Annotated in this window: 16 protein-coding genes, 1 tRNA gene and 1 other RNA gene; 7 read left to right on the top strand and 11 right to left on the bottom strand. The window is 67.9% G+C overall.

The window, feature by feature from the left end; all coding sequences use genetic code 11:
* Positions 1 to 6 precede the first annotated feature (6 nt).
* Positions 7 to 906 (bottom strand): LysR family transcriptional regulator ArgP, encoded by a 900-nt coding sequence (locus E3T22_RS00560; RefSeq protein ID WP_088456678.1) that lies wholly within the window; start codon positions 904 to 906, stop codon positions 7 to 9.
* Positions 907 to 975: 69 nt separating this feature from the next.
* Between E3T22_RS00560 and E3T22_RS00555 the strand changes: the two genes are divergently transcribed.
* Both E3T22_RS00555 and E3T22_RS00550 read left to right on the top strand, forming a co-directional pair.
* The gene (locus tag E3T22_RS00555) at positions 976 to 1,605 is read left to right on the top strand and encodes a LysE/ArgO family amino acid transporter (protein ID WP_103461548.1); all 630 of its coding nucleotides are present in this window, start codon (positions 976 to 978) and stop codon (positions 1,603 to 1,605) included.
* 37 nt (positions 1,606 to 1,642) lie between these two features.
* A complete protein-coding gene (locus E3T22_RS00550; protein WP_134479704.1) occupies positions 1,643 to 2,305 on the top strand; it encodes a hypothetical protein in 663 nt (220 codons plus the stop codon).
* Positions 2,306 to 2,404: 99 nt separating this feature from the next.
* Here the strand turns inward: E3T22_RS00550 and E3T22_RS00545 are convergent, their stop codons facing one another.
* The 4 genes from E3T22_RS00545 to E3T22_RS00530 all read right to left on the bottom strand — a co-directional run bounded on the left by E3T22_RS00545 (position 2,405) and on the right by E3T22_RS00530 (position 5,711).
* A complete protein-coding gene (locus E3T22_RS00545; protein WP_134479703.1) occupies positions 2,405 to 4,054 on the bottom strand; it encodes a DUF2252 domain-containing protein in 1,650 nt (549 codons plus the stop codon).
* 210 nt (positions 4,055 to 4,264) lie between these two features.
* Positions 4,265 to 4,930 carry a M23 family metallopeptidase gene (locus tag E3T22_RS00540; RefSeq protein ID WP_241983554.1) on the bottom strand — a complete coding sequence of 222 codons (666 nt, stop codon included), beginning with the start codon at positions 4,928 to 4,930 and terminating at the stop codon, positions 4,265 to 4,267.
* Between the two features lie 25 nt (positions 4,931 to 4,955).
* Complete coding sequence (gene msrA / locus E3T22_RS00535; protein ID WP_134409317.1) at positions 4,956 to 5,474, bottom strand: peptide-methionine (S)-S-oxide reductase MsrA; 519 nt, start codon at positions 5,472 to 5,474, stop codon at positions 4,956 to 4,958.
* Positions 5,475 to 5,635: 161 nt separating this feature from the next.
* Positions 5,636 to 5,711 (bottom strand) — tRNA-Lys (locus E3T22_RS00530).
* Between the two features lie 127 nt (positions 5,712 to 5,838).
* Here E3T22_RS00530 and E3T22_RS00525 point away from each other — a divergent pair.
* Entirely contained in the window at positions 5,839 to 6,654 is an 816-nt protein-coding gene (locus tag E3T22_RS00525; RefSeq protein ID WP_241980301.1) for an inositol monophosphatase family protein, read from the top strand.
* Positions 6,655 to 6,692: 38 nt separating this feature from the next.
* On the opposite strand, the gene E3T22_RS00520 is transcribed toward E3T22_RS00525, so the two are convergent.
* Complete coding sequence (locus E3T22_RS00520) at positions 6,693 to 7,946, bottom strand: GAF domain-containing protein (RefSeq protein WP_134479699.1); 1,254 nt, start codon at positions 7,944 to 7,946, stop codon at positions 6,693 to 6,695.
* 103 nt (positions 7,947 to 8,049) lie between these two features.
* Between E3T22_RS00520 and E3T22_RS00515 the strand changes: the two genes are divergently transcribed.
* Together E3T22_RS00515 and E3T22_RS00510 are read left to right on the top strand one after the other, a co-directional pair.
* On the top strand, positions 8,050 to 9,279 hold the full coding sequence (locus E3T22_RS00515; protein WP_134409319.1) for a glycosyltransferase: 1,230 nt from the start codon (positions 8,050 to 8,052) through the stop codon (positions 9,277 to 9,279).
* Complete coding sequence (locus tag E3T22_RS00510) at positions 9,276 to 10,022, top strand: PIG-L family deacetylase (RefSeq protein ID WP_241983553.1); 747 nt, start codon at positions 9,276 to 9,278, stop codon at positions 10,020 to 10,022. The genes E3T22_RS00515 and E3T22_RS00510 overlap by 4 nt, the downstream gene beginning before the upstream one ends.
* 15 nt (positions 10,023 to 10,037) lie before the next feature.
* On the opposite strand, the gene E3T22_RS00505 is transcribed toward E3T22_RS00510, so the two are convergent.
* Positions 10,038 to 11,186, bottom strand: a complete 1,149-nt coding sequence (locus E3T22_RS00505) for a YbdK family carboxylate-amine ligase (RefSeq protein ID WP_166789237.1) — start codon at positions 11,184 to 11,186, stop codon at positions 10,038 to 10,040.
* Between the two features lie 230 nt (positions 11,187 to 11,416).
* Between E3T22_RS00505 and E3T22_RS00500 the strand changes: the two genes are divergently transcribed.
* A complete protein-coding gene (locus tag E3T22_RS00500; RefSeq protein WP_241983552.1) occupies positions 11,417 to 12,208 on the top strand; it encodes a class II glutamine amidotransferase in 792 nt (263 codons plus the stop codon).
* A 95-nt stretch (positions 12,209 to 12,303) separates the two neighbouring features.
* Here the strand turns inward: E3T22_RS00500 and ssrA are convergent.
* Positions 12,304 to 12,689, bottom strand: a transfer-messenger RNA (tmRNA) gene (gene ssrA / locus E3T22_RS00495).
* 276 nt (positions 12,690 to 12,965) lie between these two features.
* Between ssrA and E3T22_RS00490 the strand changes: the two genes are divergently transcribed.
* Positions 12,966 to 14,666, top strand: a complete 1,701-nt coding sequence (locus tag E3T22_RS00490) for an HNH endonuclease signature motif containing protein (RefSeq protein ID WP_134479694.1) — start codon at positions 12,966 to 12,968, stop codon at positions 14,664 to 14,666.
* A 46-nt stretch (positions 14,667 to 14,712) separates the two neighbouring features.
* Here E3T22_RS00490 and smpB read toward each other — a convergent pair whose 3' ends face one another.
* The 3 genes from smpB to ftsE all read right to left on the bottom strand — a co-directional run bounded on the left by smpB (position 14,713) and on the right by ftsE (position 17,381).
* Positions 14,713 to 15,189, bottom strand: coding sequence for an SsrA-binding protein SmpB (smpB, locus tag E3T22_RS00485; RefSeq protein ID WP_088458063.1), 477 nt, complete (start codon positions 15,187 to 15,189; stop codon positions 14,713 to 14,715).
* A 72-nt stretch (positions 15,190 to 15,261) separates the two neighbouring features.
* Complete coding sequence (gene ftsX / locus E3T22_RS00480; RefSeq protein ID WP_088456690.1) at positions 15,262 to 16,176, bottom strand: permease-like cell division protein FtsX; 915 nt, start codon at positions 16,174 to 16,176, stop codon at positions 15,262 to 15,264.
* The gene (ftsE, locus tag E3T22_RS00475; RefSeq protein WP_134479692.1) at positions 16,173 to 17,381 is read right to left on the bottom strand and encodes a cell division ATP-binding protein FtsE; all 1,209 of its coding nucleotides are present in this window, start codon (positions 17,379 to 17,381) and stop codon (positions 16,173 to 16,175) included. Before ftsE ends, ftsX begins: the two co-directional genes overlap by 4 nt.
* Positions 17,382 to 17,403: the final 22 nt, after the last annotated feature.

Below are 17,403 nucleotides of genomic sequence, written 5' to 3'. Positions count from 1 at the left end.
GGAGAGTCAGACCGTGAGCGGCCGCAGTGTCCGCTCAGCCTGAACGCGCACCGCCGTCGAAACCGCGTCGAGCAGCGGCGACGCCAGGTTCCAGCGCTGCCAGTAGAGCGGCACGTCCACCGGATGCGCCGCCGCCAGCTCCACCAGACGGCCGTCGGCGATCTCGTCCAGACACTGCTGCTCGGGCAGCACTCCCCAGCCCATGCCCAGCAGCACTGTGCGGGCGAAATCGTGGGAGGTGGGGATGACGTGACGGGGTGGGTCACCGGGCCCGCCGGCGTGCGCCCGCAGGAAGGAGTCCTGCAGGTCGTCGTTGCGGTCGAAGGTGACCACGGGCGCCTCCGGCAACGCGGCGAGTCCGTGGGCGAGCCAGCGGGCCACGAAGGCCGGCGTGGCGACTGCACGGTAGCGCATCCGGCCCAGCGGCTCGGTGACACAGCCCTGGATCGATTCGCGGTCGGAGGTGACCGCGGCCATCACGGCGCCGGAGCGCAGCAGCGAGATCGTGTGCTCCTGGTCTTCGCGGTGCAGGTCGAAGGTGATGTCGAGTTCGTCGGCCACCCCGGCGAGCGCGCCGAGGAACCAGGTGGCCAGGCTGTCCGCGTTCACGGCGAGGGAGATCTGCACGGACCGTTCGGCGGACCCGTTCTCGCGCAGCGCTCGCTCGGTGTCGGCCTCCAGGAGTTCGACCTGGCGCGCGTAGCGCAGCACCACCGCACCGGCGGCTGTGAGACAGACCGGGGTGGTGCGCTGCACGAGGACCCGGCCGCAGGACTGCTCCATGGCCTTGACCCGCTGCGAGACCGCCGACGCCGTGACGTGCAGCCGGCGGGCGGCCTTCTCGAAGGTGCCGTCCTGTACCAGGGCGCGCAGGGTCTCCAGCTGGTCGAGGGTGAAGCGTTGCATAAGTCCAGCTTACGCATCCTAAGAAAACGTAGCTGGACTGAATCACTGCGACTCCCTAGCGTGGGAGGCATGACACCTGCGACAACCCTCCTCCCCGCACTGTTGGGCCTGGTCACGGGTCTGTCCCTCATCATCGCCATCGGCGCCCAGAACGCGTTCGTGTTGCGGCTGGGCATCGAGGGCCGCACCCGGGTGATCGCACCGGTGGTGGCCATTGCCGCTCTGTCCGATGCGGCTCTCATCCTCGCTGGCGTGCTGGGAATGGGTGCCCTGGTGGCGGCGGCGCCGGCGGTCATGGTGGTCGTGCGACTGGTCGGGGCCGCTTTCCTGGTCGGTTACGGCCTGTGGGCGGCGCGGCGGGCCATCCGTCCGGGCGCGCTTCTGGTGACCGGATCCTCGGGCAGCACCGGGATGCGGGTCGCCGTGGGCACGGTTCTCGCCCTCACCTGGCTCAACCCGCACGTTTACCTGGACACCGTGGTGTTCCTCGGCGCCGTGGCCAGCCAACAGGACCCCGCCGAGCGCTGGTGGTGGGCCGGCGGCGCCATCACGGCTAGCATCCTGTGGTTCACCGGCCTCGGCTTCGGGGCTCGTCTGCTGCGCCCGATCTTCGCGCGCCCCGGTGCCTGGCGGGTGCTCGACGGCGCTATCGCTGTGCTCATGCTTGCCCTCGGCGCCCGGCTCGCGTTCGACCTCTGACCCCGGTCGGCCGGCTAAGCGGCGGTACGCTTGCCCCGTGCTTTCCAAGGACCTGATCCGCCTCTACCCCGAGCTGTACCACGTGGCAGCGGATGGGTCGTGGCCGTCGATCGAGCGGCACGGACTGCTCAGCACGGCTGCGCTGGTCACCCGATGGGGCGTGCGGCAGGGGGCACCGCAGGCCGCGATCCTCACCAAGCGGCGTGGTGAGTCGCTGGAGTTGGAACATCCGGACTACGGCACCGCCGTCATCCGGCATCAGAAGGCGATTCACGAGTCATCGCTGGCGGCCGCGCTGGAGGACCTCTCCCCCAGCGAGTGGTACACGATGCTCAACGACCGGGTGTTCTTCTTCCTGCAGAAGCCGCGGCTGAACGAGCTGCTCGCCGCGCGCTCCTACCGGGACGACGCCCACACCGTGATCACGGTGGACACCCGCAGCCTGGTCACCGCGCACGAGGCCGACATCGAGCTCACCAGCGTGAACACCGGCTTCGCGCAGCGATTCAGCGCCGAGCCGCGCGGGCGGGACAGCTTCCAGTCGATCGAGGAATTCGCGCATCCGACCCGGTCACACGCCTCGACCAAGGTGGTGGATGTTGCCGAACTCGCGGTGTATCGCGGGGTGCGCGACATCGCCAAGCACGTGAAGCGCGTCGAGCGGATGCGCGAGGGCACGGTGCTCGAGCGCTTCGTCTAGCCGCGCGGCGTCCCGCCGCACTGTTCCCGTTCCGGACACGTTCGGCCGGCGCACCGGGACCATTTGTCCGCCGGCAACAGTTGCAGCCGCGGAGGCGGCTCAGACGCCCTCCCGGGCCTCCAGCCAGCCGGTGTGCACGGCCTCGAGGAAGGCCTCGTAGTCCTTCTCGTTCTGGTCGGCATACCGGTTGGAGAAGTCGGTGACCGCGCGGTCGAACGTGTCGCTCTTTCCGAGGTACGCCGCGATCGCGACGGGGTCGCCCGACCTGGCGTGGGCCCGGGCCAGGGTCCAGCCGCAGGCGTGCGCGTAGAACGTCATCCCCATCGGCACCATCGCCTCCACGATCGCCGAGCCCTTCATGTCACGCAGCTGACGCCAGTACAGGTACCGGTCGGCCTGCACTCCCTTGGTCCAGCCCAGGAAGATGTCGCTGGCGGCCTGCATCATCCGCTGCCCCTGCACCACCCGCTCCCCCGGCTGCTCGTAGACGCTCTTGGGCAGGTGGTCCTCGAGCACGGATGCCGTGGCCTCCTTCACCTGCAGGAACAACGGGTCCTGCTCGTCGCGGCCCTGCAGCAGGGCGATGAACGCCCGGTTGCCGACGCTGCCGACACCCACCACCTTGTGAGCCACATCCACCACCTCGAAGCGTTCGAGCAGCCGGCGCCTGTCGTCCTGCAGGCTCTCGCGGTACGACCTCAGCTGTTCCAGGACCGCCGCCTGCACATCGTCGGACGACAGGCCGAGGGACTCCGCGAGGTCGCGGACCGGAATGACGATCGGCGGTTGGCTGATGATCCGGTACTGGCCGTCGACGAGCTCGGCAAGCTTGGACAGAGCCTGCATGCTGTCGCGGGAGCGTGCCTTCGCAGCGTTCTTCAGCGCGGTCTTCTCCAGCCCCTTGGCCGCCTTTCGCGCCGCCTTGTCCTTCTGGGTGGCCCTGGCCATGTCCATGGCCTTGAGCATCTCCTGCTCGGTCATCCGGGCATACCAGATGTCCATGGTGCGCATCGCGGCGAACTGAGCCATCCCCTCCCGATAGGAGCGCACGGCTTCCAGCGTCACGCTCCGGATGTCCGCGGCACTGAACCCGTTGTTGCGGGCCGCGATCGTGAAGCTCGCCGTCATGCGCAGCACGTCGTATTCGAAGGGACCGGGCAGGGTCTCATCGAAGTCGTTGAGGTCGAAGAGCAGGTTGCGCTCCGGCGACGCGAACACGCCGAAGTTGGAGAGATGGGCGTCACCGCAGAGCTGGACTATGAGTCCGGCGCGCGGGGTGTCTTTGAGGTCGGTCGCCATGATCTTGGCGGCGCCGCGGTAGAAGGTGAACGGCGAGACCATCATCCGCCCGTGCCGCACCGGCACCAGATCGGGCACCCGGGTGCGATTCTGCTCCTCGATCAGAGCGACGGGGTCGGGGCGGTCGGCGGCCGGCTCCCACCCGTTGTGGCTGGCGCGGGGGGTCTCGGCTCTCGCCGCCTTGCCTCGAGCGGCGCGCGCGACCACGGTCGGGTGCTCGACGATGTGGGGCGCGCTGGTCCGGCGCTCGGTGCTCGACCGCGTGGTGGACAGCTTCTTGGCGGGGGCCTTCTTCGCGGGCGCTTTCTTGACGGGCGCTGTCTTAGCGGTCGCTTTCCTGACGGGCGCATTCTTCGCGGTCGGTTTCTTCGCGAGCGCTGCCTTGACGGGCGCTTTCTTCGCAGGCGCTTTCTTGACGGGCGCTTTCTTCGCGGTCGCTTTATCTGCCATGGTGGCGGCTCCTCTGTGGACGACGCTGGAGCCCTCGCGAGCGGCGAAACCCACCGGCGGGCGGAAAGACCCTGTGAAGGGTCCACGATTGCCCGGGGGTCGGCGGCTGTCAATGCCCGCCGAGGCAAAAAGTGTTCAGCCGGTGGGTGCCCGGACACCACGCGTTGAGCCTGGACGCCGAGTCCGTCGATGCCCAACTCGAGGCCTCCACTATGACGGCAGGGGCTCGACGGTGGCGCCCTCGCCAGGCATACCGACGTCCCGAAGTACTGAATGCTTCGCGCCGGCCGGCCACTCCCGGTAGCGCCGAAACGCCAGTGGCAGGCCTCGCGCGATAGACAGGTCCGGGCTGTCCATCACCTGCAGATGCAGGTGCGGCTGGGTCGAGTTGCCGGAATTCCCGCATTCGGCCAGAGGTTGCCCCGGGTTTACGGTGTCTCCCGGACGAACGCGAATGGAACCGGCCCGCAGATGCACGAGAGCCAGAAACCCGGCACCCCCGACGAGTTCGATGACGATGTGATTGCCCGCGATGGCTCCCACTCCGGCCCGGAGCCGCGCCACCTGGCCCAGGGCGTATGGCACGAGCGCCAGCTGAGATCGCCGGGCGGGGTGGTCGACCTCGCCGTCGAACGCCTCGACGACGACGCCGGCGGCCGGTGCCAGGATCGCCCGCCCGTAGGCGAAGAACCGCTCCGGTGGTTCTGTGCCGACGTAGGTGCCCCAGTCGCGGCTGGCTGCCGTGCGCCCGCGATCATCCACCCCGGTGAAGTCGATCGCGTAGCGCTCGCCGAGCAGGTCGGTGCCATGGCTCGGCACGCGTCGGGCCGGGCTGTTGCCCGCCAGCCACCGGCCCGCGAACGGCAGGGCGAGCACGACCGCGCCGCGCGCCGGGGGCTGGTTAGCTGGCGGTCTGCTCACGGCGCGGCAGGACCCAGCCCGGCCGCACGAAGTGGCAGGTGTAGCCGTTGGGGTAGTTCTGCAGGTAGTCCTGGTGCTCGGGCTCGGCCAACCAGAAGTCGCCGACAGGCTCCACCTCGGTCACGACGGGGCCCGGCCAGATACCGGATGCGTCGACATCCGCGATGGTGTCGCGGGCGACGCGCTCCTGCTCGGCATCCGCGAAGAAGATCGCCGAACGGTAGCTGCGGCCACGGTCGTTGCCCTGGCGGTCCTTCGTCGACGGGTCGTGGATCTGGAAGAAGAACTCCAGCAGTTCCCGGAAGCTGGTGCGCTCGGGGTCGAAGGTGATCTCGATCGCCTCGGCGTGGTCGCCGTGGTTGCGGTAGGTGGCGTTCGGGGTGTCGCCGCCGGTGTAGCCCACCCGGGTGGAGAGAACGCCCTCGCGCTTCCGCACCAGTTCCTCGACGCCCCAGAAACAGCCGCCGGCCAGTGTCGCCTTCTCAGTGGTTGTGCTCATAGTGTCTCTCCTCGTGTCGTGGACATTCCCTGGGCACAACGTGTCGGCGTACCGGCCTGTTCCGGCGCTCCCGTCACACACAGCCCGCTCACAGCTTAAGCGGTCGTTTGAGGGTACAGAAAAGCCCGGCCGCACACTCGCGGCCGGGCTTGTCTTTCGTGTGGTGCACCCCCCCGGACTTGAACCGGGAACCCGCTGATTAAGAGTCAGCTGCTCTGCCAATTGAGCTAGAGGTGCGTATTTTTGTGCATATCGTTCAGGCGGGGCATCCCCGCCGACATGAGACATTACCATCAGTTTCGGCGCTCGCGCCAATCGAGAGCTGACATCGGCGTGTCGCGCCCCAGTCACTATTCTGGGGAGCGTGACCGAGACCCTGCCGCCCACCCTCGCCGATGATCTCACGCTGGCCCTCGAGCTGGCCGATGCGGCCGACGCGATCTCGATGGCCCGATTCGAAGCCCTCGACCTTGTTGTCACCACCAAGCCGGACCGCACCCCGGTGACCGATGCCGACCAGGCGGTCGAGCGCGCCATCCGTGCTCTCCTGGCCGAGCGGCGCCCCGGCGACGGAATCCTCGGTGAGGAATTCGGCACGGCGGGGTCGACGACCCGGCAGTGGATCATCGACCCGATCGACGGCACCGCCGGCTTTTTGCGGGGCATCAGCATCTGGGGCACCCTGATCGCCCTCGCGATCGACGGGGTTCCGGTGCTCGGTGTGGTCAGCTCCCCCGCCCTGGGTAAACGGTGGTGGGCCGCGACCGGCGGCGGAGCCTGGGCGACCGATGCCCGCCGTCCCGAGGCCGCGCCCACCCGTCTGCACGTCTCCGGCGTCGAGACCCTCGCGGACGCGTCCCTCAGCTACGGCAGTATCCAGCAGTGGGATACGGCCGGCCGGCTCGACGGGCTCGTGGCGCTGACCCGGCAGGTCTGGCGCACCAGGGCCTACGGCGACATGTGGTCATACATGCTGCTCGCCGAGGGACACCTTGACATCGCCGGCGAATTCGACCTGCAGCCGTACGACATGGCGGCCCTCGTGCCCATCGTGCAGGAGGCCGGTGGCGTGTTCACCTCGGCCGATGGCGCGGCCGGCCCGTGGCACGGCAGCGCCCTGGCCACCAACGGCCTGCTGCACCAGCCGGCGCTGGACGCCATCGCCCCACCGGTTCGCTGAGCCGACCCCACTGGGCAGACGGCGCCAAGAGCCCGGACCTACGGCCCCGCGGTGTCGGCTCGGTCGACGGCGCCGGCCGACTGCCAGAGCTCGTACTGCAGCAACAGCGCCAACTCGCGCAACAACACCAGGTCAACGTCCTCCTGGGAGCGGGGGTTCTGGTCGTATACGCAGAGCGCGCCGATGCGTTCGCCCGAGGGTGATTCGATCGGGAAACCGGCGTAAAAGCGCAACCGGGGACCGGAGACGACCAGAGGATTGTCCCGGAATCTCGGGTCAAGCCGCGCATCGGGAACAACCAGAGCCGCCGACTCGAGCACCGTGACGGTGCAGAACGACTCGCTCCGTGGAATGTCGAACACCGCGAGGCCCACCGTCGCCTTGTGCCATTGCCTGTCACCGTCGATCACCGTGAACGCGGCCGCGCTGGTGCCCAGCGACGAGCGGGCCAGCGCAACAATCCGGTCGAACCGCGCCTCCGGTGCGGTGTCGAGCAGGTTCAACGCCATCAGCGCCCGGTGCCTGGCCTGCTCGATCTCCTCGGGCGTGCGGCCCTGTACCTCGGGTGCCGGCACCCCATCGGTGCGTCGCAGGGGCTCCAGCGGGCCGGCCATCGGCTCGGCCAGCACCTCCGCCCAGAGGTCGTAGTCGCTCGCGGACCGGAACCGGCCGGACCTGGCGACCGGCGTGCCGGGCAGCCTCACGAAGGTCAGCCGGTCCACGGCGGCACAGACGTCTTCGCTCAAAGCGTTGAGCTCCAGCGCGTGCCTGCCGGCCAGTGCGCCGAAGGGGCCGCTGAAGGCCGGAATCAACGCCACCGGGGCGATCCCGGCGACGAAGACCTCGGTGCCGAGGGAGCTCGAGTGCTGGATCTGCTCAACCAGGCTGGCGAGGTCCCGGCGCCAGGCCCGTGTGGACGTGAGCCGGCCCGCGTCGAACAGGCCGAGGGTGAGCACCACGGCGTCGTATCGCCACAGGTTGGCGAAGTCGATGTGCTCTGGCGCGTTGCGCGGCGTCATGTTCGACCGGGCGATCACGTCGACATCCACGCCGCGACCGGTGCGGGCCGTGAGCGCCCTGGCCAGAGCGCCCGGCAGTGCGAGGGTGTGACTGAGCACACCCCAGCCGATGGCCGGTCCGCCGCCGACGATGAGGATACGGTCACTGTCGATTCCCGGCGAGTGCGCCTGGGGAGCATCGTCCGGCACCGGGATGCCGCGGAACTTGCGCTCGAGAGTAGCCAGCCATGCCAGCATCACGGGGACCATCGCGCACCGCAGGGCTTCGCGCACGTGACCCTCCAACTCGAAGTTGTTGGTACTGGACGGTCGTAGGCGTACATTGCATACAACTGGGTCTCATCATACGCATCCGCCGGTGTCATAAGATTCTGTAGTGTCCCCTGTTACAGATCCCCTGCGTATCGCCCTGGTTTCCCTGCACACCTCCCCCGGTGCCGAGCCCGGTTCGGGGGACGCCGGCGGCATGAATGTCGTGGTGCGGCACCAGGCCGAGGCCATGGCCGCGCTGGGCCACCAGGTGGAGATCCTGACCCGACGGTCCTCCCCCGAGATGCCCGCCGCCCGGAGCCTGGGCGCCGGCGTCACCCTGCGTTACCTCGACGCCGGACCGCTCCGCTCGGTGCCCAAGGGCGACCACGAGGGGTTCATCGACGAATTCCGTGCGCAGGCCGCCGCGCTGGGTCCGTGGGACGTCATCCACTCGCATCACTGGTTCTCCGGCATGGCGATGCTGCCACTGGCCCGCGAGCTGGGCGTGCCGCACGTACAGAGCTTCCACTCCATCGCGGCCGACGAGGCCACCCCGCTGTCGGCGGGCGAGCGGCCCGAATCCGGCGGGCGGATGGCCGGCGAAGCCTGGCTGGCCCGGGAATCGGACCTGATCGTGGCCGTGAGCGCCGCCGAGGCCGACACCGTCGTGCGTCGGCTCGGCGGGTCGATGAACCGCATCGCGATAGTCCCACCCGGCGTGGACGGGTCCCTTTTCCATCCCGTCGCGCCCGCAGCAGCCGGAGCGGACCGGGCCACGCCATCGGACCGCGGCTACGCGGTGGTCGCCGGGCGCCTCCAGCCGCTCAAGGGCCTCGACCTGGCCATCGAGGCCATCGCCGCCGTGCCGGCTCACCTGAGGCCGGAGCTCGTGATCGCGGGTGACGCCTCGGCCGACTACGACGGCTACATCGATGAGCTGAACCGGCTCGCGGCCCGGCACGGCATTGAGAACGGGGTGCGCTTCGTCGGTCCGCGGTCCCGCGTCGACCTGGCGGCCCTGCTCCGCGGCGCCCGGGTGGTGCTGGTTCCCTCACACTCCGAGACCTTCGGCCTGGTGGCCCTGGAGGCCGCGGCCAGCGGTGTTCCCGTCGTCGCCCAGGGCACGGGCGGACTGCGCGAAGCTGTGCTCGACGGCGACACCGGTCTGCTCATCGAGTCGCGCGACCCGCAGGTCTGGGCGGATGCGCTCACCGACGTGCTCGCGGACCCCGCCCTGGCGCGGCGCCTGTCGCTGGCGGCCCGCGCGCGCGCCGAGACCTTTGACTGGTCGCGCTCCGCCGCGTCCCTGCTCGACGTTTACTGCGCCCTGCTGCCGGTATCGGTCTGCGCGTGAGCCTGCTCGACGGCCAGCGGTCGGTGCTGTTCGTGCACGCCCACCCCGACGACGAGACCATCTCCACCGGCGCACTCATCGCCGAGTTCGTCGCCAGGGGCAGCCGGGTGTGCCTGCTCACCTGCTCACGGGGCGAACGCGGCGAGGTCGTCGACGGTCCGCTCACGGCCCTGGCCGGCACCGAGGAGCTGGCGCGCGAACGGGAACTGGAGCTCGAACGGGCCACCGGCATCCTGGGCATCACCGAACGGTTCTGGCTCGGTGAGCCGCCCGCCAGGGTCGACGGCCTCGAGCCCCGCCGCTACCGCGACTCCGGCATGGTCTGGATTCGCCCCGGCCTGGCCGGGCCGGCGGACGACGCCGCCGACGACGCCCTCTCGGTGGCGCCGCTGGCCGAGGTCACGGCCGACATCGCGGCCCTGATTGTGCGGCTGCGGCCGTCCCTGGTGATCAGTTACGACGACGGCGGCGGTTACGGGCATCCCGACCACGTGCGCGCCCACGATGCCGCCCACGCCGCGACCACGGCCACCGGCACCGCCTTCGCCGAGGTCCTCGAGGCACCCGCGGGCGACGAAGAATGGTTCGATCTGCCCCAGCACCTCGCGGTGGTGACGGATGCGCTGCGCGCGCACGCAAGCCAGCTCACCGTGCACGGCACCGAGATCGTGCACTCCGGCGGTCAGCGCGAGGCGATCGGCACCTCGGCCGGCCTGCGGCTGCACCCACACCCCGCCGTCTGACCATGGCGAGCATCCTCAGCCGAGGATCGCTCCAGCGGCCACCGTCACCCTCTCGGCGCGCCGAGCCGGGGTCATCGTCCTGGTGAGCAGCCGGCGCAGCTCGGGCCGGCCGCCCCGGCTGAAGGCGGCACGCTGCTGTGCCGCACCGGTGCCGTCGACTCTGAGCCGGGCCACCGCCTCTCGCACCAGTTCGACGTCGCCCAGTTCTACGAGCTCGGGCTCGAGCATCCGCACGAATCGGCGGAGGCAGCCGTGAGCCGGGGCCAGCCCGCCGCGCAGCGGATCGAAGACCTGCCGGTCCATTCCGTGATGGGCCGAGTGCAGCAGGGCAGCGGAGAGGAGTTCGGAGGGCATCTGGGCGGATGCGCTCGCGGCGGCGGCCTGCGCGGCCGGCACCCCGAGTGAATGCGCCACGAACGCCCGGCACAGCGCAGTGATGAACAGCGTGGTCTGCGCGTCGAGCTGTGCGTCTGCCACCCGGAACTCGATCGTGGGCAGGTGCTCCGAGAGCCGCACATCCCACATGATCACGCCCAGGTCGACGGTGCCGCCGATGCCCAGCAGTCGTGCGATGCGTCGGTCGTAGTCCGCGGCGTCGAGGAAGGCCGGCGGGCAGCCCGAGGTCGTCCACCGGCGCAGCAATACCGTGCGCCAGCTGTCGTGCCCGGTGTCCTGCCCCCTCCACAGCGGAGAGTTCGCGGCGATGGCCGTGAAGAGCGGCAACCAGGGCCGCACCGCATTCAGGACGATCACCCCGGCCTCCCGGCTCGGGATGCCGACGTGCACGTGCAGACCACTCACCTGATGGTCGGCGATCACAGCGTCCATGGTGCGTACGATGCGTTGGTAGCGCTCGGTGTCGGTGATCGTGGGGAACGCCGTCGTGTCGGGCGGGGTGCCGATACTCGCCACGATCACACCGAGTTCGGCCGCCTGGTCGGCGACCGCGCGTCGAAAGCCCGTCATGGCCGCGTGAGCGTCGTCCATCTTTTCGAACACCGCCGAAGCGTGCTCGATCTGGGAGGCCAGGAACTCCCGGTGCGTCACGCCCTGCCACTCGGGCATCGTCGACAGGTGCTCGAAGGCCTGGGCGCCCACATCCACGGGGAACAGGGTGTCAGGATCGAGGAATTGGAACTCCTCTTCGATGCCAAACGTAGCCACGTTGACCTCTTCCGTCGCCGTCGGATCACGACAGTGTGAACCGTCTGCGATGAGTGTGACCTGTAGCCGGATAGCGGTCAAGGGTCTTGCATCACCCTGCTGGGGGAACCGGACCGCCCTCGGTGGACGGGTGCACAATGGTCGCGTGCGCGCCACCGCGGCGGTGCCGGATGGGAGATGGACGGATGTGCAGATGGCTGGCGTACCTCGGGGAACCCCTGCAACCCTCAATGATCGTGCTCGACGCTAAGCACTCGATAGTCGCGCAATCGCTGAACTCCCCGCTCGGGGCCGAGACGGTGAACGGGGATGGCTTCGGCTTCGGCTGGTACCCCACGGGAGCCCCGAAGGGCACCGCACCGGCGCTGTTCCACAGCATCGAACCCGCGTGGAACGACGCGAACCTGAGCGAGCTCACCAGGGCTCTCACCAGCCCGCTCTTCTTCACCCATGTTCGCGCGGCAACCGCACCGCCGATCCAGCAGACGAACTGCCATCCGTATCGCTATCAGAACTGGATGTTCATGCACAACGGCGCCATTGCGGGGTGGCGCGAGCTCAGGCGCGACCTGACGTTGGCGATCGACCCGTCGCTGTACCCGAACGTGCTCGGCACGACGGACTCAGAGGTGCTCTTTCACCTCGCGCTGACCTACGGGCTCCGTGATGACCCTATCGATGCCATCGGGCGCGCCATTCGCACCGTCGAGTCTGTCGGCCACGATCACGATGTGCGTTTTCCCTGGCAGGGCACCGTCGCCGTCTCCGACGGCACCACCTTGTGGGCCTTCCGTTACTCGACCCAGGGACGCACGCGCACGTTGTTTCATTCGGCGGACATCCGCACGCTCCGCCAGATGTACCCCGACCAGGAGCGGCTGGCCGCCTTCGGTGATCATGCGAAGGTCGTGGTGTCCGAGCCGCTCAACGACCTGCCCGGCGCCTTCGTCGAGGTACCGGAATCGTCCGCACTCATTCTCGAAATGGACGGGTATCGGCATCAGCCCTTCCTAATCGACTGACCACGTCGGGCCGGCCGCTCCTGAATACACAAAACGCCACCTCGAGAGGTGGCTTTTTGCATGTTGGTGGTCAACAGCGTGTGGCAACAACCCAATGGTGGAGATGCGGGGAATTGAACCCCGGTCCATTGCTGTGGTCATGTTTCTTCTACGGGTGTATCCAGTGAAGGCGTTCTACTCGGCTCCGGAACTTGCCACTGGCAGCTGATCCGACGAGCCCAGCCCTCGTTTAAGTCCCCCTATACCCCGAGGCTCAGGATAGGAGCAATCTCTCTAAATGACGTCAGGATCCGAGTAGAGAGCATTCCCGGTCTGACGGTCTCAATGTGGTTCTACTTAGGCCGCGAGGGCGAAAGCGGAACGCGAGACAGTGCGGTTTGAATTGGCACTTATTGTTTTGCAGAGATCGTTTACGAGATAACCCTGCATCCTCGACCCGCTTCTCACAGTTACGCAGGCAATGTCGAAACCGATCATCCCCATGTTCACGTGCTGCCGACTCGAATGAGTTGCGCAGAACGCGGTTGTTGTCACACGCTGTTGAGTTACCAATCCTGTTTCCAGAACCGCAGTGGCGAACATTGCAGCTCACCACCACGGCCTTTCAGGATACAACACTTTCGCGCCACCCCGGTAGCGACGGATGCCGCATGCCGTCATCGACAACGCGCCGTCTAGCGAAAATGTTTCCGATACCTGGCCTACAGATTCATGACAAATTCTCGCATACTTCTACGATTTATGAGATAATGGGCGTATGGACGACGAGCTGGCTCCAGGCTCCCCCGCACCGACGGGAACTTCTCCCACCGGTTCCAATCTCCACGACTGGAACACCGGCCTGACCGGGCCGGCACCGGATGCCGGCAGCGTGAGCGGCACCGCCGACACTCAATTCGGCGGTGAGGGCAAGCCGGAGTGGCGGGATCCGTCGGCGATCTCGGGGGTGCAGCGCGCGTTCACCGGCGCCTTCGGTGAAAAGCTCCGGGTCCTCGCGGATGCCGCGGAGATGGTGCAGGCCGTTCTGGAGTCGACCGACCTCGACTCGCTCAGTGACGCGGAGGTGGTGGCGTTCACCCAGACGGTCGAGAATGCCGGCCGGCCCGTGGACGCGGCCCGGGTTGGCGCGGCGACCGTTGTCGGATACCGGTCCCGCCCCGGGTTGGGCCGGGATTCGATGGCGTGGCGGTTGGGGGCGTCGCATCAAATCGACCTGCTCACCCGCCTCACCTTGACGTCTCGGCAGGAGATGAAACGGCGCCTGGCGCTGGGTGAGAAGGTGGCCCAGAGGATGCTGGCCGGCCAGGTGCTGGAGCCGGAGTTCCCCGCGGTGGCGGCCGCGATGCGCGCCGGGGAATTGGGGATCGATGCGGCGGAGACGATCGTGAAGGGGCTGGCCGACTATAAGGTGCACGGCCGCTTCGATGCCGACCAGGCCGACGTCGAATCCGCCGAGCTCGGCCTCGTCGAGCGGGCGACAGGGTCGGTCTTCGATCGCACCCGCGGCCCCGGCGACAGCGACATCCGGTGCACCGGTCCGATTCTGCGGCGTGGCGATTCGGAGGGGTTCACCTATCCGGCCGATGATCTGCGGTCCCTGGCGGCACGGATGCAGGCGCTACTAAACCCCGACGGGGCCGCCCCGAACGCGACCACGGTTGAAGCGAAATCCACCATATCCTTCGGCGAGCTCACCCGGGGCCTCTACCCGCTGCGTGGCGGCGTGACCCCGGTCCTCAAGGGTGTCATCCAGAACCTGTTCAACACCTTCCAATCCGCCCGCTCCGCACCACGGTTCCCGTCCGCACAGGAACAGCAACGCATCGAAGCCGGCGAACTCGTGCCCGGCGAGCTGATCGACGAACGCACCGGCGGGGAGAAGCGCGCCGATATTCTCCGCGGCATCCTGGTGCAGGTCGCCCAAGACCCCCGCACCCCGACCATGGGCGGCATGCCACCGACGGTGATGGTGCATGTGAACGCGGCCGACCTCCTCAAGGACGCCGGCGTCGGTTGGATCGACGGCGTCGACGGGCCGGTCTCGATGAAGACCATTACGCAGATGATCGACAACGGCGGCTTCCAGCCCGTCTTCTTCGGCAGGGCCGGTGCCGTCCTCGGCCTGGGCTCCAAAGCCCGTTGTTTCTCCCCGATGCAACGCAAAATGATCACCGCCAGAGACGGTGGCTGCATCATCCCGGGCTGCGACTGCCCACCCCAGTGGACCGAAGTACACCATGTGGTGCCGTGGCAGGTCGGTGGGAAAACCCATGCTTCCAACGGGGTATTGCTGTGCTGGTACCACCACCGCACCATCGACAGCAGCGGGTGGAGAATCCGGATGGTCGGCGGGCGGCCGCGAGTGATGGCCCCGCACTGGATCGACCCGTCCGGGACATGGCGCACACCCGGAAAACACCGGGCGCACGACCCGAAGACCCGACCACAAGACGAGTAGCGGCCAGATTGAGCGGGCGACTCGGGGCGGGTCGGGTCGGGGCTGGCTAGTCGCCGAGGTTGCGGCGGGCGGAGATGGCTCGGTCGGACTCGCGCTTGTCCTGGCGTTCGCGCAGGGTCTGCCGCTTGTCGTATTCCTTCTTACCCTTGGCCACCGCGATCTCGACCTTGGCCTTGCCGTCGCTGAAGTAGATCTTCAGCGGAATCAGGGTGTAGCCACCCTCTTTGGTCTTGTGGCTGATCTTGACGATCTCCGCCTTGTGCAGCAGCAGCTTGCGCTTGCGACGGGGCGGGTGGTTCGTCCAGGTGCCGGCGGTGTACTCCGGAATGTGCACGGCATCCAGCCAGGCCTCCCCGGACTCGATGAACGCGTAGCCGTCGACGAGGGACGCCCGTCCGGCGCGGAGGGACTTCACCTCGGTGCCGCTGAGCACCATTCCGGCCTCGTACGTATCCTCGATGAGGTAGTCGTGGCGCGCCTTGCGATTGGTCGCGACGACCTTCTCGCCTTTTTCCCTGGGCACGGCATTCTCCTCGATCGGTTCAGTGAAGCGGCCAGGCATCCGCCGGGCAACCCATTAGTCTAGTGGATCTGATCAGACCTTCAGATAGCGGGTGATCGCGAAGTTGGCCGACGCCGCGGCCAGCGCCGCACCGAGCACCAGCAGGATCGGCACCACGGTGAACGCGTCATCGAGGCCGACCAGGGCGAAGCCGGTGAGACTGGCACCCAGGTAGCCCTGCACGAAGTAGTGCACGATCGCCACGATCGCCCCACCGGCCAGCAGTGAACCCAGCAGCGCCGCGAAGACACCCTCAAGGATGAACGGCGTTTGGATGAACCGGTTCGACGCACCCACCAGTCGCATGATGCCCAACTCCTTGCGCCTGGAGAACGCCGACAGCCGGATGGTCGTGGCAATCAGCAGGGCCGCCGCCACGAGCATCAACGATGCGATGCCGATGGCTGTATAGCTGGCCACGTTCAGCACCGAGAAAATCTGATCGAGGTACTTGCGTTGATCGGCGACATTCTCGACCCCGGCGACGCCGGACAGGCTCTCGACCAGCACCTCGGAGTCCTCGGGGTTGTTGAGGTTGACCCAGAAGGTCTGGTTGAGCTGTTCGGCTGTCACGTAGTCGGCCACGGGGTTGCCCGCGAACTGCGTCTTGAAGTTCTCGAACGCCTGCTCGTGCGTCTCGAAGTAGTACTTGTCGATGAAGGTTGCCAGGGTCGGGGACTCCAGCTGCGCCTGCACCGAGTCGATCTGCTCCTGGGAGGCTTCGCCTGCGGTGCAGGTCTCCCCCGGCGAGATGGCGGTGCACATGTAAATGCCCACCTGAGCGCGGTCGTACCAGAAGTTCTTCATCTGGCCGATCTGCATCTGCATCAGGATCGCCGCGCCCACGAAGGTGAGCGAGATGAAGGTGACCAGCACGACCGAGACGACCATGGAGGCGTTGCGGCGCAGGCCGTTGGATGCTTCGGAAAGCACAAGTCCGAGTCTCATCGGGTGGGTCCTACGTTCTGCTCACTAGTGGGATCGGCCTTTTCGCCCGGAGCCCGCAGGCCGAGCTTCTCGGCCAGGGTGAGCTGTTCTGGTTCGTCGTGCTGGGTGACCGGGAGCACCGGCCTGGACATCGTGGAGGTCGGCTGCTCGACCGGCGGCGCAGCGGCCTGCTGGTCGGGTTCCGGCTGAGGGGTTTCCGGCTGACGGTCAACCGCTGCGGGCTGCTCGGCCATGGCCGGAACAGGCGGGATGGGCGCCAGGACAGGGACCGGCGGGGTGGAAGCCACGACCGACAGGGGCTCGGCCCGTTCGATCACCGGTGCCGGTTCGGGCGTCGGCTCCACCGGCAGCGCGGTGCTCACCGCAACGGCGGCGGCCTCGACCTCGGCCGATGCCACCTCCTGGGGCAGCACCTCCGGCGCGGGGTGGGTCAGCGGCGTGGCCGGGGCGGCGCCCGTGGCCGGCATCCGGGAGGACCGCGACGCGGCCCGCTCGCCGGGGGGCAGCACCATCGGGATGGCCGCCGTGGCGTAGCCGCCCTGACGCTCGTCGCGCACGATCTGGCCCGCGGAGAGTTCGATCACGCGGCGCTTCATCTTGTCGACGATGCCGGCCTCGTGCGTGGCCATGATCACGGTGGTGCCGCCGGCGTTGATCCGGGCCAGCAGCGACATGATCTCCGCACTGGTGGTGGGGTCGAGGTTTCCGGTCGGTTCGTCGGCGAGAACGATCTGCGGTTTGTTCACGATCGCTCGGGCGATGGCCACGCGCTGCTGCTCACCACCGGAGAGTTCGTGTGGTAGACGCTGCGCCTTCTCAGCCAGGCCCACCATCTGCAGGGTGTCGGGCACGGCTTCCTGGATGTACCCACGGGACTTACCGATGACCTGCAGGCTGAACGCGACGTTGTCGTAGACGGTCTTGTTCGGCAGCAGACGGAAGTCCTGGAAGACCACCCCGAGGTTGCGACGGAAGTAGGGCACCTTGCGGTTGGAGATGGAGCGCAGATCCTGGCCGAGCACGTGAATGCTTCCGCTGGACGGCTTCTCCTCCTTCAACATCAGGCGAAGGCAGCTCGACTTTCCCGAGCCCGAAGCCCCGACCAGGAAGACAAACTCGCCGCGAAGAATTTCGACGTCGATTGAGTTCAGGGCCGGTCGGTTCGTACCGGGATATTTCTTGGTGATGTGATCAAATCGGATCATGGCGTTTCGAGCCTAGGCAGCC

The sequence above is a fragment of the Cryobacterium sp. TMB3-10 genome, from assembly GCF_004402305.1.
GTDB lineage: Bacteria > Actinomycetota > Actinomycetes > Actinomycetales > Microbacteriaceae > Cryobacterium > Cryobacterium zongtaii.
Note: the sequence above shows the minus strand (reverse complement) of the source record. Positions and strands in the feature narration are given on the sequence as shown.

What these genes read in the sequence shown, in the direction of transcription:
- E3T22_RS00560 (WP_088456678.1), bottom strand. Translation starts at nt 906, where the DNA reads ATGCAACGCTTCACCCTCGACCAGCTGGAGACCCTGCGCGCCCTGGTA.
- E3T22_RS00555 (WP_103461548.1), top strand. Translation starts at nt 976, where the DNA reads ATGACACCTGCGACAACCCTCCTCCCCGCACTGTTGGGCCTGGTCACG.
- E3T22_RS00545 (WP_134479703.1), bottom strand. Translation starts at nt 4,054, where the DNA reads ATGGCAGATAAAGCGACCGCGAAGAAAGCGCCCGTCAAGAAAGCGCCT.
- msrA (WP_134409317.1), bottom strand. Translation starts at nt 5,474, where the DNA reads ATGAGCACAACCACTGAGAAGGCGACACTGGCCGGCGGCTGTTTCTGG.
- E3T22_RS00500 (WP_241983552.1), top strand. Translation starts at nt 11,417, where the DNA reads ATGATCGTGCTCGACGCTAAGCACTCGATAGTCGCGCAATCGCTGAAC.
- E3T22_RS00490 (WP_134479694.1), top strand. Translation starts at nt 12,966, where the DNA reads ATGGACGACGAGCTGGCTCCAGGCTCCCCCGCACCGACGGGAACTTCT.
- ftsX (WP_088456690.1), bottom strand. Translation starts at nt 16,176, where the DNA reads ATGAGACTCGGACTTGTGCTTTCCGAAGCATCCAACGGCCTGCGCCGC.
- ftsE (WP_134479692.1), bottom strand. Translation starts at nt 17,381, where the DNA reads ATGATCCGATTTGATCACATCACCAAGAAATATCCCGGTACGAACCGA.